Source organism: Streptomyces sp. NPDC052225 (genome assembly GCF_040679615.1).
Lineage (GTDB): Bacteria > Actinomycetota > Actinomycetes > Streptomycetales > Streptomycetaceae > Streptomyces.
Genome location: NZ_JBFAVD010000003.1, coordinates 98,627 through 118,590, shown reverse-complemented (window position 1 = coordinate 118,590; position 19,964 = coordinate 98,627). Strand labels below are relative to the sequence as shown.

The 19,964-nt window shown below is 71.0% G+C and carries 16 protein-coding genes and 1 tRNA gene; 4 read left to right on the top strand and 13 right to left on the bottom strand.

The genetic code is table 11. The annotated features are described in order from the left end of the window. Positions 1-20: 20 nt before the first annotated feature. The 5 genes from AB0L37_RS06155 to AB0L37_RS06135 all read right to left on the bottom strand — a co-directional run bounded on the left by AB0L37_RS06155 (position 21) and on the right by AB0L37_RS06135 (position 5,310). Positions 21-1,025 (bottom strand): ADP-ribosylglycohydrolase family protein, encoded by a 1,005-nt coding sequence (locus AB0L37_RS06155; protein ID WP_365501427.1) that lies wholly within the window; start codon positions 1,023-1,025, stop codon positions 21-23. 503 nt (positions 1,026-1,528) lie between these two features. After that, positions 1,529-3,427: a putative T7SS-secreted protein gene (locus AB0L37_RS06150; RefSeq protein WP_365500860.1), complete on the bottom strand. Its 1,899-nt coding sequence runs from the start codon at positions 3,425-3,427 to the stop codon at positions 1,529-1,531. After that, positions 3,424-4,092, bottom strand: coding sequence for a hypothetical protein (locus tag AB0L37_RS06145; protein ID WP_365500858.1), 669 nt, complete (start codon positions 4,090-4,092; stop codon positions 3,424-3,426). The genes AB0L37_RS06150 and AB0L37_RS06145 overlap by 4 nt, the downstream gene beginning before the upstream one ends. Beyond that, entirely contained in the window at positions 4,089-4,415 is a 327-nt protein-coding gene (locus AB0L37_RS06140; protein WP_365500856.1) for a hypothetical protein, read from the bottom strand. The genes AB0L37_RS06145 and AB0L37_RS06140 overlap by 4 nt, the downstream gene beginning before the upstream one ends. Positions 4,416-5,237: 822 nt before the next feature. Continuing rightward, positions 5,238-5,310: transfer RNA gene (locus AB0L37_RS06135), tRNA-Thr, on the bottom strand. Between the two features lie 185 nt (positions 5,311-5,495). On the opposite strand from AB0L37_RS06135, the gene AB0L37_RS06130 reads away from it, so the two are divergent. The 4 genes from AB0L37_RS06130 (at position 5,496) to AB0L37_RS06115 (ending at position 9,921) form a co-directional block, all read left to right on the top strand. After that, on the top strand, positions 5,496-6,905 hold the full coding sequence (locus AB0L37_RS06130; RefSeq protein WP_365500854.1) for an RNA-guided endonuclease TnpB family protein: 1,410 nt from the start codon (positions 5,496-5,498) through the stop codon (positions 6,903-6,905). Positions 6,906-7,246: 341 nt separating this feature from the next. Then, complete coding sequence (gene ugpC / locus AB0L37_RS06125) at positions 7,247-8,386, top strand: sn-glycerol-3-phosphate ABC transporter ATP-binding protein UgpC (RefSeq protein ID WP_365500852.1); 1,140 nt, start codon at positions 7,247-7,249, stop codon at positions 8,384-8,386. Between the two features lie 252 nt (positions 8,387-8,638). Then, entirely contained in the window at positions 8,639-9,097 is a 459-nt protein-coding gene (locus tag AB0L37_RS06120) for a hypothetical protein (protein ID WP_365500850.1), read from the top strand. 59 nt (positions 9,098-9,156) lie between these two features. After that, positions 9,157-9,921, top strand: coding sequence for a nucleotidyltransferase family protein (locus tag AB0L37_RS06115; protein ID WP_365500848.1), 765 nt, complete (start codon positions 9,157-9,159; stop codon positions 9,919-9,921). Positions 9,922-10,006: 85 nt separating this feature from the next. Here the strand turns inward: AB0L37_RS06115 and AB0L37_RS06110 are convergent, their stop codons facing one another. The 8 genes from AB0L37_RS06110 to AB0L37_RS06075 all read right to left on the bottom strand — a co-directional run bounded on the left by AB0L37_RS06110 (position 10,007) and on the right by AB0L37_RS06075 (position 19,856). Then, a complete protein-coding gene (locus AB0L37_RS06110) occupies positions 10,007-11,653 on the bottom strand; it encodes a DoxX family protein (protein WP_365500846.1) in 1,647 nt (548 codons plus the stop codon). Between the two features lie 135 nt (positions 11,654-11,788). Continuing rightward, the gene (rlmB, locus tag AB0L37_RS06105; RefSeq protein WP_365500844.1) at positions 11,789-12,739 is read right to left on the bottom strand and encodes a 23S rRNA (guanosine(2251)-2'-O)-methyltransferase RlmB; all 951 of its coding nucleotides are present in this window, start codon (positions 12,737-12,739) and stop codon (positions 11,789-11,791) included. Positions 12,740-12,821: 82 nt separating this feature from the next. Continuing rightward, positions 12,822-14,225: a cysteine--tRNA ligase gene (cysS, locus tag AB0L37_RS06100; RefSeq protein ID WP_365500842.1), complete on the bottom strand. Its 1,404-nt coding sequence runs from the start codon at positions 14,223-14,225 to the stop codon at positions 12,822-12,824. A gap of 46 nt (positions 14,226-14,271) precedes the next feature. Continuing rightward, positions 14,272-14,676, bottom strand: coding sequence for a PPOX class F420-dependent oxidoreductase (locus AB0L37_RS06095; RefSeq protein ID WP_365500840.1), 405 nt, complete (start codon positions 14,674-14,676; stop codon positions 14,272-14,274). Between the two features lie 3 nt (positions 14,677-14,679). Beyond that, positions 14,680-15,993: an MFS transporter gene (locus tag AB0L37_RS06090; protein ID WP_365500838.1), complete on the bottom strand. Its 1,314-nt coding sequence runs from the start codon at positions 15,991-15,993 to the stop codon at positions 14,680-14,682. A gap of 136 nt (positions 15,994-16,129) precedes the next feature. Further along, complete coding sequence (locus AB0L37_RS06085) at positions 16,130-17,824, bottom strand: ABC transporter permease subunit (RefSeq protein ID WP_365500836.1); 1,695 nt, start codon at positions 17,822-17,824, stop codon at positions 16,130-16,132. After that, positions 17,821-19,287, bottom strand: a complete 1,467-nt coding sequence (locus AB0L37_RS06080) for an ABC transporter substrate-binding protein (RefSeq protein WP_365500834.1) — start codon at positions 19,285-19,287, stop codon at positions 17,821-17,823. The genes AB0L37_RS06085 and AB0L37_RS06080 overlap by 4 nt, the downstream gene beginning before the upstream one ends. Next, complete coding sequence (locus AB0L37_RS06075; RefSeq protein WP_365500832.1) at positions 19,287-19,856, bottom strand: GNAT family N-acetyltransferase; 570 nt, start codon at positions 19,854-19,856, stop codon at positions 19,287-19,289. The genes AB0L37_RS06080 and AB0L37_RS06075 overlap by 1 nt, the downstream gene beginning before the upstream one ends. Positions 19,857-19,964 lie beyond the last annotated feature (108 nt).

The following is a 19,964-nucleotide window of genomic DNA, read 5'->3' as shown; positions in this document are numbered from 1 at the left end:
TCATCTCTCTGCTGCTGCCGTCAGACCGTGTCCCACGCTGCGGCGAGCGCGCCGATGCGGTCCTCGTACTCCAGGGCCTCCCGCCACTCCGGAGGCCAGAACAGGACGCCGTGCTTCGCACCGGCGAAGGCTCCGGCCAGCGCGGCGATCGAGTCCGAGTCGCCGGACGAGTGGGAGGCCCGCATGACTGCCGAGCGGGCATCGCCGTCGACCACGAGGAAGGAGTACAGGGCCGTTGCCAGCGCCTCCTCGGCCACCCAACCGGCGCCGACGGCTGCGGAGGGGTCCCGGTCGGCGTCCTTCGTACGCAGCGCGGAGGCCGCGGTGTCGAGCGCGCGCAGGCACTCGTCCCAGCCGAAGGCGATGTAGGCAGCGGGGTCGGAAGCCCCGGCCCTGGCCGCCAGATCCCCGAGCCAGTCGCCGTAGTAGGAACCGCGGGATTCCTGGGCGTACGTGCGCAGTTGGGGAATCAGGTCGCCGAGCGAGCAGCCGTGCGCGAGGAGCCACGTGGCATGGGCCGTCAGGTCGCTGGCGGCGAGCGCGGTGGGGTGGCCGTGCGTGAGCGCGGCCTGCAACTGGGCGATACCCGCCCGCTGTCCACGGCTCAGGCCGGGGATCAGGGCAACCGGGGTGACGCGCATGTTGGCGCCGCAGCCCTTGGAGTTGATGACGGTGGCCTCCTGCCAGGGGATGCCGCGTTCCAAGGCCACGCAGGCGTTGAGGCAGGTCTGGCCGGGAGCTCGGTTGTTGTCGGGGTCGTGCAGCCACGAGACGAAGTGCTTGCGAAGAGCGGCCTCGACCGACACCGGGGTCAACGCGGCAGCGGTGTCCGCGCCGCGGACCCCACGAGCTCCGGAATCGCCGATGCCCGCCTCCATGAGCGCCTCACCGACCGCCAGCATCATCTGCGTGTCGTCGGTCACCCGAACCACATCGCCCGCGGAGAGCGGCAGCCCCATCTCGCGCCAGGGACCGAACTTCGCGGTGATCTGAGCCATGTCGAGGAACTCGGTGGGGTAACCCATGGCGTCGCCGATGGCCAGGCCGAAGAGCGAACCGGCCGCCGCCTTCCTGACACGCTGGACGGTGGAGTGGCCGGCCAGCTCCTTGAGCGCTTCCAGGCTCGGCGCCTCAGCGAGCGAGCCCTGGACAATATGGGTGCTATTGGTGGAGGGCCACTGCTGGATCAGCTCGTTCACAGCTTGAGACGGCGTGAGCCCGCGAGCCTTGCCCGCCCCGAGTCGCCTCTTCCACGCGGCGCCCAGGTTGACGGCGTCGGAACCCTTCGCCTTGAGCGCGACCCAACTCGCCGCCTCATCATGGTCGTTGAACCACAGATAACCGATCGGTTCGTTCTGACTGTCGGCCACAGACACGTAGCGCACGGGACCGGTGGTTTTGAAACCGTAGCGAGGCGGCCCACCGGACACGACGAGCACCGGGTCCTCCTCATGCAAGCGGGGGTTGGTGGTCCGCTTGACGAAGCGAGGCTTGGCCTCATGCTCGGAGTTCATCAGTGCTTCCTCTGCTAGTTCCTCGGCAGGACTTCGCCGTAGACGTGCCACTGGCCGTTTTCCTCGAAGGCGCGGGTCACCTGGTAGGTGGTACCGCGCCCCAGGAGCAGCTCACGTTCACCCATGCCAAATTTACTGACATTCTCCATCCACATCGCCGGAGTCCCCTCGGGGACCCGAAGGTGCAGGATGGCGTCGGAGCCGCCGAATCCGCCGACGGCGCCGTTGTCACCGAGTGACGTCGACATGTAACCGTCGTCGGTGAACTGCCTGCCGATGAGGTCATCAGGGGCCTCTGCCCCCATGTGACTCGTGCCCGTCCCGCGGACGACGGTGATGTCCTGAGGGACAGGAGTCCCTGCCAGCGCCTTGTCGGTGTTCTCGATATTACGGAGAACGTCTGGAGTCCCAAGATCGGTATTGCCGCGAAGGTAGCCGTTCATTTCCTTGTACGTGGCGTGCGCGGGGTTCGGTGCACCCTTTTCGTCCGAGTAGTCGAAGAGAGACTTCTTTGTTCCTTCAGGGAGGCTGTCCGCGTAGTCGTTCCAGACATTTCTTCCATAGGAGATCGCGGCGTTCTGATCCGGGAAGGTGAGCGCGCCGTCATAGAGCTCGCCAGACGCCACTGCATGCTTCTGCGCCGTTCTGAGCTCGTCGAAATCGTCCATGGAAAGCTTCGGCGCCCCCTGGAGGGCATCGTCCGCGTGCGCACCCGCTTTGCCGAGGTCGTCCCCGTATCGCAGCCCCTTGGACGCCACACCGGACGCCGCGCCCTCCACGCCCTCCCGCATCGCAAGCCGCATCCCGCTCTTGGCGAAGCCCGCTCCCTTGGTGCCGGCGAGCTCAGGGAGAAGGCGGCCGAAAAACTCGGACGGATCGTTCTTGAAGCCGTCCACTGCTGCGGTGACGATGCGTTCGGGGTGGGTGCCCGTCGAGACGAGGCCCGACAGGGTCATGCTGACGTTCTGGTAGTACGCGGCCGGGTGGGTCAGGTTGTAGGGGTCGGTGGGGTTGAGACCGCGAGCGAAGTTGAGCAGTCCCGCAGTGCCCTTGACCACGCCGCCGAGCAGGTGGGTCCGCTCGATGTTGCCTGCTTTGTAGAGGTCGCCGAGGTTCCCGCCGATCTGGTCCAAGGGCGGAGGCTCCGCGGGGGCGTGCGCCAGGGCGGCCTTGATGGCCGCGTCCGCTGTGCCCGCCGCCTCGTTCCGCCCTCGTCGAGCGTCCTCGAGGAGGTTCTCGGCTTCCTTGCGCTGCGCATCGCCCGGGTCGTGGAACGGATCGGGCTTGGGCCCGGGATCCTCGTCCGCCTTGACCTTGGCGTTGTAGACGTCGACCTTCTTGTTGTACGCCTCGACCGCGCTCTTGCTGGTGTGCTCGGCCTTCTTCCACAGGTCGATGGCGTCCTGCGCCTTGTCCTGCGCCCACTTGATCGCTTCCGCGTAAGCGACAAGGGCCTTGGCCGCATCCTCGCAGGCATCAGCCGCGTGCAGCCACTTCGTGGGGTGCATCTCGAACGTGCGGCGGAAGGCGTCGCCGCCCTCGCCGGTCCAGCCCGAGGCGTGCACCTTCCTCATGCCCTGGCCGACGCGGTCGAAGGCCGCATGGAAGTCGGCCAGGTGCTTGGCGCTCTCGCGAATGTGGCCAGGGTTGCCGTGCACCAGCTGGGTGGGGTCGTCGGTGTGGCCCAGGCCCTGTTCGGTAGGGGTGGCACCAAGGCCCGCGGCAACGTGGTCGCCCGCGTTGTGGACCCAGTCACCGGCCTTGTCCAAGCCGACCTCGTCCAGGAGGGCGCCGGTCTTGTCGCTGACGTAGTCGACGCCCTCACCGAGCTTCTTCTTGCCCGCGTCGATCAGATCGCCGCCGGCCTTCAGTCCGCCGTTGATACCGTCCTTGATGTCACCGAAGACGCTCACCCGCCGTCGCCCCCGCTCTGCACCTCGGCCGCCCTGGCACGGGCCTCGGGGGAAGGTCCGAAGGTGTCGTCCAACCACTTGTCGTACTCGGCGTCAGACACCCCGGCGGCACCGTGCAGATTCTCCGGATTCAGGCCGAAGGCACCGGTGCGTGAGGTCACGATGTCTCGCCCGGCGTCCTTCCAGCCCTGCTCCACATTGGCGTTCGCCTTGTCCCAGGACTCCTTGCTGTAGTCCGGGCCGCCGAGCACGCCGGAGGTGGCGATATCGCCCCAGCCCTTCTGGGTGACCTCGTCCTCACTCGCGTACGGATTGCCTATCAGCGAGTTGGTGGCCACCTTCAGGGTGCCCTCCACGTACTGGTCGGTCTCGTAGTACGTGCCCGCGGAAAGGCCCACGGCCTGCGCGAACGTATTGCCCTCGTTGATCAACGAGCGCACGCCCCATTCCCAGCGCTCGCAGAACGACTTGAACGTCTCGGTGACGTTGTCCACGCCCAACTCGAGCCCGGACAGGGCAACGTCCGAAAAGCCACGCCCGGCGCCGGCCTCACCGACCATGCCGAGCTCCTTGAGCTCGGCCAGCGCCTCGGTCAGCCCCTGGGTGATCAGCTCCAGGCCCTCAGCCTTGAGGTCCTTGCCGCTCGCGCCGCCCCCGTTGGTCACGCCGCATCTCCTTCAGGCAAGTCGTGGTCCGCGCGCAACACGGCCGCCGGTACGCGGAAGTACTCGCCGCGCGCCTGGGCGTACTTGATCGGCGTCTGCTCATCGCGGAGGGCGAGAAGGAAACGGATCCCGTTGAAGTCGGCAGTCAGCATGCTGGGCGCGCCACCGTCCGTCTCTTCGCCGAGGGGCACGAACACCGGCGGCTCATCGGGAGACGGCCCCTCAGCAAGCGGATCGGCAGGGCCCTCCTGCGGTGAACGGCCCATACTGTCCCGGACCTCGGCCGTCGGCCGGTCCGCCCTCTCCGCGTACTCGTCGAACACGGAACGCCGCATGCCACCGGACGTCTCACCGCTGCCCCCGTCCCCTCCATGCTCAACATCCTCACATCGGCACGTTGCCGATCGCAACGAAGGGCGGCATAGACAGCCGCCAGATCCCGGCGGACGATTCCAAGATCTCAAGGTCAGGACACCGGCTGCCCAAGCATCCCCCGCGACGACGGCCCACCCCCCTTGATTGGCGCCGGTGGGCTCCAACCCGCTTGCGGAAAAAGGGAGTTGAGCAATATCGGCCGCCTTCCCTGGAAGCAGCCAGTCGGTACGCCATGCAGCGGGACCCACACCACGACTGCGCCCCGACGACTCCGGCTCCGAACACTGACAGCTGCCCTGAGCGGCGCTTCACACGTGCAGCTCAGGGGAAAACCCGTCCACCGCAGTTCGGTCGGCAGATGCCGCGTGTCGTTGGCCACGAGAACGGAGGCGGGGCGATCGGGCGCGTCGCGGATGACCGCGAGGGCCGCATTGCAGTAACTGGGGCCGAGCCACCGCCGCTTCGGCGCACACATGGCGTCCCGGACGATCCGGGCGCCGGGCCCGCGCTCCTGCTCACCTCACTGGCGTCGGCGAGGAGCCGGAGGCAGACCGCCGACTCGGCCGGAAGCTCATCCTTCTCCGGCACGTACGGCACATGGTCACCGGCGACCACCGAGACGTGCAGCGGGACGCCCTCAAGCCGGTCGCCCACCAGACGTGCGGTCTGCGCCGCCCGCGGGTGGCGCGACCAGTCATCCAGAGCCCCTCGAGGTGTACCGCTCAACAACAGAAAGCCCAGGCCACATGGAGTGACCTGGGCTTTTGCAGAGCCGCCTGTCGGAATCGAACCGACGACATCCAACTTACAAGGTTGGTGCTCTGCCAATTGAGCTAAGGCGGCACCGCGCACCACAACGCCGTACGCGAAGGCTCACTCACTCTACACAGCACCCCTTCTCGCAGGCCAAGAAGTTCTCGTACGCCCCGGCGCCGGAGTCACGGGCGTGACCTCCCGCCCACCCGTTCGTTGATCGTACGGACGCGCTGTTCCGACTATCGGACTGCGGGAGCGAGGGGGCAGGGCTCATGGGGGATGTTCCGGCGGAGAAGGAGAAGCCGCGGTCGGTGACGGGCGCGGAGGCCAGGCGTGTGAAGCGTGAGGTGCTGGGGATCGCCGACAGCAGCAGGCCGAGCGGCCGCAGGGCGGCCACGCGGCGCGCCAAGGAGTCCGGTGTCCGAGAGCGGGTCTATCGCTACCGCTGTTATCCGACCGACGCGCAGGCCGAGCAGCTGGTGAGGACGTTCGGTGCGTGTCGCTGGGTCTACAACGAGGGTCTTGCGCTGCGGAAGAAGGCGTGGCGTGAGCATCGGGTGTCGGTGGGGTTCGCGGAGACGTGCCGGGCGTTGACGGGGTGGCGTCGTGCGGAGGGGACAGCGTGGCTGGGCGAGGTGTCGTCGACTGTGTTGCAGCAGCCGTTGCGGCATTTGCAGGCGGCGTTTCAGGCGTTCTTCCGGGGGTCGGCGAAGTATCCGAAGCCGAAGAAGAAAGGGCGGGCTCGTGATGGTGCGACGTATGCGCGGACGGGGTTCAGCTGGCGGGAGGATGCGGGGCGGCCGGGTACGGGGGCCGTGAAGCTGGCGTTGCAAAGTGAGCCGTTGGATGTGCGGTGGTCGCGGCCGCTGCCTGCGGGGGTGGTGCCGTTGCGGTTGACGGTGTCGCGGGACCGGGCGGGGCGGTTTTTTGTGGCGTTCCTGGTGGAGGAGGCGGTCGCACCGTTGCCGGAGGCGTTCGTGGCGGGGTCGCGTGAGCCTCGGGCCGTGGGGGTGGATCTGGGGCTGGCGTCGCTGGTGACGTTGGATGACGGCACAAAGGTGGATCCTCCGAGGTTGATGCGGCGTTACGCGGATCAACTGGCTCGTTTACAAAGGGAGTTGCATCGCAAGAAGCACGGTTCGCGGAACCGGGAGAAGGTACGGCACAAGATCGCCCGGCTGTACGCGCTGATCAGTGACGTACGCAAAGACATGCTCGATCAGTTGACGACCCGCCTCGTGCGCGAGAACCAAGTGCTCGTGGTGGAGGATCTGTCGATCGTGACCCTGCTGGCCCCGGCGAAGGGGAAGGGGCGACGGCGCAAGGCGCGGCTCAACGATTCGATCCGGGACGCGTCTTGGGGTGAGCTGCTGCGGCAGTTGACGTACAAGTGCGAGTGGTACGGGCGGACGCTGGTGGTCGTGGACCGGTTCTTCCCGTCGACGCGGCGGTGTTCGGGCTGTCATGCGAAGGGGCCGAAGCTGGATGTGTCGGTGCGGGAGTGGGTGTGTGCCGAGTGCGGCGCGGCCCATGATCGGGATGTGAACGCGGCGGTGAATCTGCGGGACGAGGGGATGCGGCTGTACTGGCTGGTGGCGTCGGCGCTGCCACCGGGGCAGGCGGTGCCTTCGGTGCTGCGGGCGTCGGAGCTGGCGCCGGAGGAGCTGGCGGCAGCCGCGTAGGACGAGGTGATGACGTAGTACGGACCGACGGGCCGTCGGCCGGAATGCCTGTGGAGCCTGTGTGAGACCGTGCGGTGCGGCGGGGTAGCCCGTCGTCCGTCGGCGGCGGGCGGTGAAGCAGGAAGCCGCAAGGCGCAGGTCAAAAGAGCGTTGCTCTGCCCAGCTCGAAAATTTCGGCGAATCTCACACCCGCCGACCTACTGACAGACCCCCCACCCCCCAGGTACCGTCCGATCAGTTCACCCGCGTGGACTACACCTCTCCGGGACGCCCGGCGGGGTTCACCACCTTTACAACGGATCGTCCGGCACGTTCCTGCCGGTGAAGGGGGCTTCACAGCCATGGCTTCTGTCACGTTCGACAAGGCGACCCGCGTCTACCCGGGTTCCACCAAGCCCGCGGTCGACGGCCTGGACATCGAGATCGAGGACGGCGAGTTCCTCGTCCTCGTCGGTCCCTCCGGCTGCGGAAAGTCGACCTCCCTGCGCATGCTCGCGGGTCTCGAGGACGTCAACGGCGGTGCGATCCGCATCGGTGACCGCGACGTCACGCACCTGCCGCCGAAGGACCGGGACATCGCCATGGTGTTCCAGAACTACGCGCTCTACCCGCACATGTCCGTCGCCGACAACATGGGCTTCGCGCTCAAGATCGCCGGCGTGAACAAGGCGGAGATCCGGCAGAAGGTCGAAGAGGCCGCGAAGATCCTCGACCTCACCGAGTACCTGGACCGCAAGCCGAAGGCGCTCTCCGGTGGTCAGCGCCAGCGTGTCGCCATGGGTCGCGCCATCGTGCGTGAGCCGCAGGTGTTCCTCATGGACGAGCCGCTGTCGAACCTCGACGCCAAGCTCCGTGTCAGCACCCGTACGCAGATCGCCTCGCTCCAGCGCCGTCTCGGCATCACGACCGTGTACGTCACGCACGACCAGGTCGAGGCCATGACCATGGGTGACCGGGTGGCCGTGCTGAAGGACGGTCTGCTCCAGCAGGTCGACTCGCCGCGCAACATGTACGACCGCCCCGCGAACCTCTTCGTCGCCGGCTTCATCGGCTCCCCGGCCATGAACCTGGTCGAGGTCCCGATCACCGACGGTGGCGTGAAGTTCGGCAACTCGGTCGTCCCGGTGAACCGTGAGGCCCTCAAGGCCGCCTCGGACAAGGGCGACACCACGGTGACGGTCGGTGTCCGTCCGGAGCACTTCGACATCGTCGAGCTGGGTGGCGGCGAGGCCGCGAAGACCCTCACCAAGGACGCCAGCGACGCCCCGGCGGGCCTCGCGGTCTCCGTGAACGTGGTCGAGGAGCTCGGCGCCGACGGCTTCGTCTACGGCACCGCCCAGGTCGGTGGCGAGGCCAAGGACCTGGTCGTCCGTGTGAACGGCCGCCAGATCCCGGAGAAGGGCGCCCAGCTGCACGTCGTGCCGCGTCCGGGCGAGACCCACGTGTTCGCGACCTCCACGGGCGAGCGCCTCTCCGACTGACGCGACTGGCACGACTGACGCGGCCGAGGTCCCCGGGACCCGGTCACCGGTAGATCGCCTGACGGGCCCCGCACTTCGGTGCGGGGCCCGTTCTGCGCGTGCCTGACGTTGTCGACAAATACCCCGGCAATTGAGACAGTTCAGGCATTTCAACCATCAACGTCAACACGCGAGCATCAAAACGTAGTTGATAGTCCCTCATCAGAGTGACTAAATGTCGCCAAATCATCACCGACCGCTACGCTCACTCGCGTGACGCACTCCGCTACCTACACCCAGAAGTCGCGCCGGGCCCCGGGCCGGGGACCCGCCCGCCGCGCCGCCCGCACGCTCGCCTTCGTCCTGCCGGTGATGCTGGTGCTCTCCGGGACCCTCGCGGTCACCCGAGTCAACTGGTCGGGGGGCTCCTCCGACTCCATCCTCACGGCTTCCTCACAGGACGTCTCCGCGCGCGCCAAGTCGCGCGCCCCTCAGGACGTGTTGCGCGACCGTCTTCTCCTGGAGCTCCAGGAGAAGGACCCCGGCATCGCGCTCACCCACCTTCAGCAGGAGGTCGACCGGCGCCCCTCTCTCGCCAAGCACTGCATGTCGATCGCGAAGGCCCTGGGCCGCGCGGCCGTGCAGGCCTACGGACCGGCCCGCGCGCAGTCGTACGCCCGCCCGGTCTGCGACACCTCCTTCGCGTCGGGGGTGGCCGGCTTCCGCGGCTGATCCCACCGGCATCCGGACCCCTAGGGCCTGGCGAGCCGTGCGCGGTTACAGTTCCGGTCATGACGACCGCTGAACCGGCCGCGCACGGCCCGCACGCGTATCCGCGCCCCGAGCACCGTCCCACCCAGGCCGTGGTCCTGGCGGGCGGCCAGGGTTCGCGGCTGCGCCCCTACACCGACGACCGGCCGAAGCCGATGGTGGAGATCCCCGGTACGGGGACGCCGATCATCGGCCATCAGCTGACCTGGCTCGCCGAGGCGGGCGTCACCGACGCCGTCGTCTCCTGCGGCCATCTCGCCGAGGTGCTCCAGGAGTGGCTGGAGTCCGCCGATCTGCCGCTGCGGGTCACGACGGTCGTCGAGAAGGAGCCGCTGGGCCGTGGCGGCGGCCTGAAGTTCGCGGCGGCGCACCTGCCGTACCAGGACCGCCCCTGGTACGCGACGAACGGTGACATCTGGACGCGGTTCTCGCTCCAGGAGATGGCCGATTTCCACGCGGAGCGCGAGGCGACCGCGACGCTGGCCCTCGCCCGGCCGCGCATCCCGTGGGGCGCCGTCGAGACGAACGAGTTCGGGCACATCACGGACTTCATCGAGGCCCCGCCGTCGCCGTATCTGATCAACGCGGGCGTCTACGTCTTCTCCCCCGAGTTCGCCTCGCTGCTCCCGGACACCGGCGACCACGAGCGCACCACGTTCCCGCGCCTGGCCCGGGCCAAGCGTCTGGCCGGCTTCCCGATCCCGCAGGGCGCGTACTGGCGGGCGATCGACACGGCGAAGGACCTCACGGAGGCCGCGAAGGAGCTTGCCACGCCGGCTCGTTGAGCCGCCGACGCGCTTCTTCCGTTACGTCGATGGGGCCCCGCACCTGACTGGTGCGGGGCCCCATCGACGTACGGGCGGAGAGGGATCAGCCGAGGAGGCCGCCCACGAGCTTGCCGCCTCCGTCGTTGGAGCCGCCTCCGCCGGACGTCGTCCCACCGTCCGACGTACCGCCGGAGGTGGTGCCGCCGGACGTCGTGCCCCCGGACGTCGGTCCGCTGGTGGTGCTGGTCGGCGGCTGCTGCGGGGTCGTCTGCCGCGGCGGTGCCTGGCCCGCGGTGGAGCCCTGCGTCGGCGTCGTCGTGCTGGTGCCGCTGGTGGCGCCGGCCTCCGGTGCGGTGCTCGGCGCGCCGGACGGGCTGGCGGTGGTGCCCTGCGTCGGCGAGTTCGAGGCCGAGGGGCTCTTCGGCGCGCGGTGCTGCTTGCGGCCGGGCTCCGAGGGGAGCGGCGAGCCGGGCAGTTCGTTGCGCGGGGCGTCGCCGGGACCGGGGGCGGTGACCCGGTCGGCGTCGCGGACGGCGCCGCCGAGCAGGGAGCCGATGAGCAGCGTGCCGCCGATGACGAGGGTGGCGACGACGGTGCCGCGACGCAGGACGTAGCGGCGCAGCTCCCACAGTGCGGCGCGGGGTCCGAGCCGCCGCCAGGCGCCGCTCGCGAGGCGTCCGTCGATCGAGTAGACGGGGGCGCCGGCGATGATCAGCGGCGACCAGGCGGCGAGGTAGATGATGTCCGGCGCGTCGTAGGCGGGGACGGTCTTCCAGCTGACGGTGAGCAGCAGTGCGGCCGAGAGCAGCGCGCCGACGACGGCGGCGACCCGCTGCCAGAGGCCGAGGACGGTGAGGACGCCGACGATGACCTGGAGGAAGGCGATGGCGAGGCCGGCGCCGACCGGGTGCTGGAGCGCCCAGTCGCGCATCGGCTCGGCGAGGGCCCAAGGGTGCAGCGAATTCAGCCACTTGACCATGGAGCCGCGCTCGCCGCCGTCGAAGTAGACGGGGTCGCAGAGCTTGCCCATGCCGGCGTAGATGGAGATGAAGCCGAGGAAGACGCGCAGCGGGAGGAGGACGACGCCGAGGTTCATCCGGCGGCCGGGGTAGTAGGCGTGCCGGACGGGTCCGTAGCGCCGTGCGGCGGTGCTCTGCCCCTCGCTCTCCTCCTCGTCGAACTCGGCGTCCTCGTACGGGACTTGGGCGAGCTCTCCGCTCTCCTCGAAGGCGCTGCCGGACTGCCGCATCTGGGGCAGGATCCGGGTGCCGTCGCCGCCCTGGCGCGGGTCGATGACGACGGGCGTCTCCTCCGTGGGCTCCCCTGCGTAGAGGTCGCCGTCGGCGAGGTCGCGGTCGAGGTCGATCCGCGGGATGACCTGCGTGGCACCGCCGTCGTCCAGGTCTCCGGCGCGGCGCGCGCTCTGGAGGAGGCCGCTGGCGGCGAGGTCGCCGCCGCCGCTCATGACGACGGGCCGGCGCCGGGCGCCAGGCGTGCCGGCCGCGGTGATGACGGGGATACGGGTGGTCGCCGCGTCGGCTCCGGGAACGCCCAGGGCGCTCATGTGCCGTGCGATGCGCGGGAGTTGCGTCTGCTGCACCCTGGGGAGCTGCACGCGGAAACTCGCGTGGTTGACGATGACCTGCGCCGGGTCGCACGGAACCTTCACCATGCTCAGCGCGGGCACGTCGTCGAAGCCCGACGAGCGGTCCCCCGAGGGTGTGCGGGGCGTTCTGGTGTCCACACTCATCTAACCGAGTGATGTGTGTTTAGGACACTGCCTTGACTGTGCCGATCTGTCCGAGACGCGTCAACGCCGGTGGGGCCGTACAGGCCTGCCCTGTACGGCACTTGCCGTACAGGGCAGGGTTTCGTTCCGGCCGGGTCAGGCGCGGCGGCGGGCCGCCTCGTAGAGGACGACACCGGCGGCGACACCGGCGTTCAGGGACTCGGTGCCGCCCGGCATCGGGATGCGGACGCGGAAGTCGCAGGTCTCGCCGACGAGGCGGGACAGGCCCTTGCCCTCGCTGCCGACGACGATGACGACGGGGCCTTCGAGGGCTTCCAGGTCACCGACCTTGTGCTCGCCGTCGGCGGCGAGGCCGACGATAGCGATGCCCGCCTTCTTGTACTGCTCCAGGGCGCGCGTCAGGTTCGTGGCGCGGGCGACGGGCGTACGGGCGGCGGCGCCCGCGGACGTCTTCCAGGCACCGGCGGTCATGCCGGCCGCGCGCCGCTCGGGCACGACGACGCCGTGGCCGCCGAAGGCGCTCACGGACCGCACGACGGCGCCCAGGTTGCGCGGGTCGGTGACGCCGTCGAGGGCGACGATCAGCGGGTCCTCACCGGCGTCGTACGCGGCGGCGGCGAGGTCCTCCGGGAACGCGTACTCGTACGGCGGGACCTGGAGGACGAGGCCCTGGTGGTTGAGGCCGTTGGTCATCCGGTCGAGCTCGGGGCGGGGGGCCTCCATGAGGTGGACGCCGCCGCGCTCGCCGGCGAGCTGGAGCGCCTCGCGGACCCGCTCGTCGTTGTCGATGAACTGCTGCACGTACAGGGTCGTGGCGGGCACGCCCTCGCGCAGCGCCTCGACGACCGGGTTGCGGCCGACGACCATCTCGGAGGTGGACTTGCCGCGCGGGCCGCCGGTGCGGCTGGTCGGGCGGCCCTGGGCGCGCTTGGCCTGGGCGTTGGCGATGCGGTTCTTCTTGTGCTTCTTGCGCATCTCGGCGGGCGGCGTCGGACCGCGCCCTTCGAGACCCTTGCGCCGCTGGCCGCCACTGCCGACCTGCGCGCCCTTCTTGCCGGACATGCGGCGGTTGTTGTTGGCGGCCATGACCTACCTGTCTCTTACGTGAATGTGTGTACGTCTATGAAGTGTGCCGCCCGGAGAGCCGGGCGGCACATTTACCGAGGTGTCAGCGCGGACCGAGGGTCCAGCGCGGGCCGCTCGGGCTGTCCTCGATGACGAGCCCGGACTGGCCGAGCTGGTCGCGGATGGCGTCGGCGGTGGCCCAGTCCTTGCGGGCGCGGGCCGATTCGCGCTGGTCGAGCACGAGCCGTACGAGGCTGTCGACGACGCCGTGCAGGTCCTCGGTGCCGGTGTCGGCGGTGCCGGCCCACTGCGGGTCGAGCGGGTCGAGGCCGAGGACGCCGAGCATGGCGCGCACCTCGGCGAGGCGGGCGACGGCGGCTTCCTTGTCGTCGGCGGCGAGGGCGGAGTTCCCCTGCCGGACGGCGGTGTGCACGATCGCGAGGGCCTGCGGGACGCCGAGGTCGTCGTCCATGGCCTCGGCGAACGCCGGGGGCACCTCGTCGGCCGGGGCGACGGTGCCGCCGGCCAGCTCGGTGACCCGCTGCACGAAGCCTTCGATCCGCGCGAACGCGGACTCGGCCTCGCGCAGCGCGGCCTCGCTGTACTCGATGGTGGAGCGGTAGTGCGGGGTGCCGAGGTAGTAGCGGAGCACGATGGGCCGCCAGTGCTTGACCATCTCGCTGACGAGGACGCTGTTGCCCAGCGACTTCGACATCTTCTCGCCGGCCATGGTGACCCAGTAGTTGTGCACCCAGTACGAGGCGAAGTCGTCGCCGTACGCCTTGGCCTGCGCGATCTCGTTCTCGTGGTGCGGGAAGACGAGGTCGAGGCCGCCGCCGTGGATGTCGAACGCGGAGCCCAGGTACTTGTGGGCCATCGCCGAGCACTCCAGGTGCCAGCCGGGGCGGCCGCGTCCCCACGGGGTCTCCCAGCTGGGCTCGCCCGGCTTGGTGGCCTTCCACATGGCGAAGTCGCGCGGGTCGCGCTTGCCGGTGATGCCTTCCTCGCTGGGCTGGCGCAGGTCGTCGATGTCCTGGTTGGACAGCTCCAGGTAGCCGGGGAACGAGCGGACGTCGAAGTACACGTTCCCGTCGGCCTCGTAGGCGTGCCCGCGCTCGATGAGGCCGCGCATCATCTCGACCATCTCGGTGACGTGGCCGGTGGCGCGCGGCTCGTAGGTCGGGGGCAGGCAACCGAGCGCGCTGTAGGCGTCGTTGAACGCCCGCTCGTTCTCGTACCCGATCGACCACCAGGGGCGGTTCTGCTCGGCCGCCTTCTTGATGATCTTGTCGTCGATGTCCGTCACGTTCCGGACGAACGTCACGTCGTAGCCGCGGTACGTGAACCAGCGGCGCATGATGTCGAAGTTCAGCCCCGACCGGATGTGCCCGATGTGCGGGGCCGCCTGGACGGTAGCGCCACACAGGTAGATCGAGACGCAGCCCGGCGTGAGGGGCTCGAAGTCACGAATCTGCCGGGCGCTGGTGTCGTACAGGCGAATAGTCACCCCTCCAGGGTAGTGGCCCCGGAGGAGTGCCATGGGCCGATGCCGCTCAGATCCGTCCGACGACCTTGCGGGCCTTCACCCGTACGACGACCCGCTCCGCGTCCTGGCCCGACGCGGGGTTGAAGTCCGCGTACTTCTTGCCGGTGTACTTCACGGACAGTTCGTCGATGAGTTCCTGGCCGCCCTCGGTCGTGATCTCGGCGGTGCCGCGGATCTCGGCGTAGGAGTACGGGTTGTCGGCGGGCTGGACGAGGACGGTGACGCGGGGGTCGCGGCTGAGGTTCTTCTCCTTCTGGCGGCCCACGGTCGTGGAGAACAGGACGTCCTCGCCGTCCCGCTTGACCCAGACCGGGGAGACCTGGGGGCTCCCGTCGGGCTGGATGGTGGCGACCGCGATGAAGACGGTGGTGTCGAGCAGCGCCTTGAGTTCGTCGGACAGCTGGGCGGACATGGCTCACTCCTTCTCGGAGGACAGGGAATTCTCGGCTGACAGGGATGGGGGACGCGTACCCGATCCTGCGGGACCGCATCGGTCCGCGCCCGCATTTCGGCTTCCGCTTCGCACGGGTGCCGTACAGCGCGCCAGCCCCGCCGCCCCCAGCGGCACCGCCGCGAGCGCCGCCCACAGCACGGGCGCGGGCAGCCCGAGCAGCGCTCCCGTGGCAGCGCTCCCGCCGAGCACGGCGAGCCCGGACACCGAGGAGAGCGCGCCGGTGGCGAGGCCGAGGTGCCGTTCGTCGACGAGGTCGGGGACGAGGCCGCGCGCGGCGGGCACGAGCAGCATCTGGCCGAACGTGAGCAGCACGACCAGACCGGCCGCGGGCAGCAGCGCGTGGACCGTGCCGTCCGGAACGTACGGGGCGCTCGCCGCGACCACCGCGAACCCCGCCGCCACCAGGAGCAGCCCCGCCGTGAGCGCCGTGCGCGGCGCGAGCCGGGCCGCCGCCCAGCGGCTGACCGGCAGCTGCGCGCCGACGACCAGCAGCGAGGAGAGCGCGAACAGGACGCCGACCGCGTCCTGCGACCCGGTGGTCCGGTCGATCTCGACCGGCAGCGCCAGGTACAGCTGGTTGTACGCGATCAGGTAGCCGCTGTACGCGAGACAGAGCGCGAGGAACCGGGGCCGCGCGAACACGCCCCGCAGCGCGCCCGCGCTCCGCGCCCGTTCCCGTACCGGCGCCCGGCGCGGCATCAGCCGGGCGTGCCCCGCCAGGACGCCGGCGAAGACCAGCGCCCCGGCCAGGCACGCGGCCCGGAACCCGGCCCACAGCAGTGCCGTGCCGAGCAGCGGCCCGAGGAACGCGCCCGCCTGCCCGGCCGCCGAGAACACGCCGAGCACCTGGGCGCGCGGCACCCCTGTCTCCCGCTCGTGCCGCACGGCCTCGCGGGCGGTCTCCGACTCGACGGCCGGCGAGAACAGGGCGGCGGCGAACCCCACCAGCACGACGGCCCCGACGACACCGGCAGTGCTCCCGGCGAACGCCAGCCACACGAACCCGGCGATCCGCAGCGCGCACCCGGCGAGCACGACGGGCCGCGGCCCGAACCGGTCGGTCAGCGCCCCGCCGACGACGAACAGCCCCTGCTGACTGAAGGTCCGCAGCCCCAGCACAAGACCGACGGCCCACCCGGCGAGCCCGATGCTGTCGCTGAGATGAGCGGCGAGATAGGGCAGCACGGCATAGAACCCGAGATTGAACGCCAACTGGGTCCCGGCGAGCAGCCGAAGATAAGAGGGCAACTCACTGACCAAGCCCCTACGCCCCATCCAGCCCCTCCGGCGTTTGATGAGCAGGGCCCGGGGCGGAGCCCCGCGACGACACCCCCTCATCGCCGCCTCCGCACAATCAAGCCCCTCCGGCGATTGAGGAGCAGGGCCCGGGGCGGAGCCCCGTGACGGTCGCTCATCGCCGCCGCCACCTCCCGGCCCCGGCAAGGACGACCACCGCCCCCACCCCCGCCAACGCCCCCGCAGGAACCAGCACAGCCCAAGGCGCCCGCTCCGCATACGGCAGGTTCTCCATCAGCAACCGCCCCCACTCGGCAGCGGGCGGCTGCGTCCCGAGCCCCAGAAAGCTCAGCGAGGCCAGCGCCAGGGTCGTCGGCGCGAGCCGCAGCGCCGCGTGCCGCGCGACAGCGGGCAGCACCCCGCCCAGCACGTGGAACCGCAGCACATGCCACCGCGAGGCCCCGTACACGACGGCCGCCTCCACGTGCCCCGAACCCCGTTCCGCCTCGGCCAGCGCCGCGGTGTGCGCGGCGAGCGGCGCCCACCCCACCGCCGCGACGGCGACGGCAGCCCCCGTCGTCCCCGCGCCGAAGAGCCCCGTGACCAGGAGCCCGGCCAGGATCGCGGGCATGGCGTTGGCGACCTCGGTGACGCCGGTCGCCCAGCGGGTGAGCCCGAGCGCGACCCCGACGACGAAGCACGCGGCGCAGACCGCGGCGGCGACGGCGAGCGTGCGCAGCGCCCCGTGCCCGAGCCGCGCCAGCACGTCGCGCCCGAGCGCGTCCGTGCCGAACGGATGCGCCCAGGACGGCGCGGCGAGCCGGGCCCCGAGGTCGACGGAGAGCGGATCGCGGGTGAGGCCCCACGCCGCGACGGCCACGAGCAGTACGGCGATGGCCCCGGCCGCGTACAGCCGCCCGGGCCCGCCGGCCCGCACCGGCGCGAGCCCCGGCAGCGCCCCGGCCTTGAGCGCGGGACCGAGGAGCCATCGCCGTACGAGACCGACGGCCACGGCGGCGCAGACGCCCAGCGCGAGCAGCACCAGCAGACAGCCCTGCAACAGCGGCAGGTCGAGATCGAGCGCGGCCGCGACCGCCGTCCCGCCGAGCCCCGGGATCGCGAACACCGCCTCGACGGCCGCCGCGGCACCGGTGAGCCCGACCACCGTGAGGCCCGCCTGCGGCAGCACCGCGGGGAGGGCGCGCCGGGCCGCGTGCCGGGCGATGCGCGAGCGCGGCATCCCGTTGGCCCGCCAGGTCCGCACCCAGGGTTCGGCGAAGGCGGCGGGCAGCGCGTCCTGGCCGAGCCGCCCGAGGACGGCGCCGGCGGGGATGCCGAGGGCGAGCGCGGGCAGCACCGCGGAGGCGGGCGAGGCCCAGCCCTGCGCGGGGAACCAGCCGACCCGTACCGCGAACACGGTGGCGAGCACCGAGGCGAGCAGGAACTCGGGCAGCGCGGCGAGCACCCCGGCGCCGACCCCGGCCACGGGTTCGGCCCGCGCCCGCCGCAACGAGGGCACGCACAAGGCGACCCCGACGACCACCGCGACGACCATCGCGTACGCCATGAGGGACACGGACACCCCGAACGCGGCCGCGACGTCAGGGCCGACGTCGGCGCCCGTCACCCAGGACGCGCCGAGATCGCCGTGCGCGACACCCCGTACCCACTGTCCGAAGAAGGTGAAAGGCCCGTCGCCCAGGCCGAGTTGGGCCCGCACCTCGGCGAGCTGCGACGGTGTCGTGGGCGCGTCGCCGTACCGCGCGTGCAGCACGGTGAGCGCCGGGTCGGTGCGGGTCAGCCACGGCAGCAGCGCCGTTCCGGCGAGCAGTCCGCCGGCCGCGAGTATCCGCCCGCCTGCCACCTTCATGAGCCGCGTGTCTCCAGACCGACGAACTGTCGCTCGTAGGGGTCGAGGACGACCCCGCGCACCCCGGCGCCGACGCCCTGGAGGTGCTCTTCGTGGACGATCGGGACGGCGGCGTCGGTGCGCAGGATCGCGGCCTCTGCGGCGAGCACGGCCCGCTGCCGTGCGCGCCCTTCGCGTCCGGCGGCGTCGCGCACGGCGGCGTCCACGTCCGGGTCGGCGAGCTGCGCGATGTTGAAGCTGCCGCCGCTGGTGAAGTCGGAGGCGAGGTAGGAGACGGGGTCGCCGGTGTCGAGCGCGGTGGACCGTGACATCAGAAAGGCGTCGAACTCCCCTTCCAGCGCCCCGGATTCGAGCCGCGCGTAGTCCTTGACGACGAGCCGTACCCTGAACCCCGCCCGCTCCAGCTGCTGTTGGAGCGCGGCGGCGACCTCGGGCAGCTCGGCGCGGTTGCTGTAGGTGGCCAGCGTCACCCGCTGCCCGCGCGGCTTCACGGCCAACGCCCGTCCCCGCACCGGTAGTTGAGCTCCGCCGGCCCAGGCGAACCCGGGCCCGAGCAGTCCGCGCCCCCGCTCCGCGTACCCCTCGTACACGCTGCGCGCGAGCGCGCTGGTGTCGATGCCCTCGCGCACGGCGGCCCGCAGCCCGGCGTCCGCGAGCGGCCCGCGCCCGGTGTTCAGGTACAGCGTCGTCGTCCGTACGGTGGCGACCTTGCGGGCCCTGTCCCCGAGGACGAGCGCCTGGGCGGCGGGCACGAACTCGGCGAGGCCGATCTGGCCCGAACGCAACGCGTTGGCACGGGCGTTGTTGTCGGCGACGAACGTCACGTCGACGCCGCGCGCGGCGGCCCGCCCGCGCCAGTGCCCGTCGAACCGGTCGAGCGTCGCGGACACGGCCCCGTTCAGCCGCGTGAGCGCGAAGGGTCCGGTGGCGGTGCCCACCGGATCGACGGCGCCGTCCTTCCCGTACGCCTTCGGGGAGAAGACGGCGAGGGACGGGTTCGCGAGCCGCGCGGGCAGCAGCGGGTCGGCGGCCCCGGTCGTGATCCGCACCGTCCGCTCCCCGGCCGCCTCGGCGTCGAGCTTCACGTCGCTGAGCACCCGCGGCGTCACCTTCGCCCGCCCGGCCCGCCGCAGCGCGTCGACGACGGCGCCGGCGGTGACGTCCGAGCCGTCCTGGAACCGCGCGCGGCGCAGCGTGAACTCCCAGGTGGTGGCGTTCGTACGGGTCCACTGCGCGGCCAGCGCCGGATGGATCACGCCGTCGGTGTCCATGCGGGTGAGCCCGTCGACGACGGCGAGGCGGCTGAGCAGCAGCCCGTCGTCGCCGTACGGGGAGAGCCCCTGGGTGGGCGCGAAGGCGAGGTCGACGGCGATCCGGCCGCCGCCCGAGGTCCCGGTGAACGAGCCGCACGCACTGGTGAGCCCGATCCCGGCCGCCGCCAGGAGGAAGCCGCGGCGGCGCATCAGGCGGCGGGCGCGGAAACCGGTGCGGGCAGCGGCAGTTCGAAGTGCACGATGCCCTGTCCGCCGCCGGGCAGCTCCCGCTCGTCGCAGACCTCGTGGGCGAGCGACCGCCAGAACGGCTCGGCCCCGGTGACGCCCGGATCGGTGTGCAGATAGAGCGTCTCGTACCCGCCGGTGCGGGCCACGAAGTCGGTCAACTCCCGTACGAGCGCCCGCGCGAGCCCGTGCCTGCGGTGCTCGGGGCGTACGTAGATCCGGCACAGCTGGGCGGTGCTGCCGGAGGGGAAGCGGTCGGCGACCCATCGCGGGTTGGGCGGGGAGGCGGGCGCGCGGTCGCGCACGCCGCCCGTCGCGACGATCTCGCCGCTCGCCCGGTGCACGGCGACGAGCAGGGTGCAGCGCTCGGGGCGCAGGTAGTGCGCGGCGGGGTCGATGATGTCGGCGTGCCAGCGCGGCACGTACCCGGACCTCAGGTCGCGGTAGACGGTGTCCAGCATGACGGCGCGGGCTCCGTCCACGTCGCCGTCCCCGGCCACGCGGATCTCGTACGCACCGACCTCACCGACCATCACCTGACACTGCCTTCACCACGACGGAACCGGGCACCCCCGCACTTGCCCGCCCATGCTAACTGCAATACATGCGCAATAAGCCGGGAGGTCGGTGCAGGAACCCAG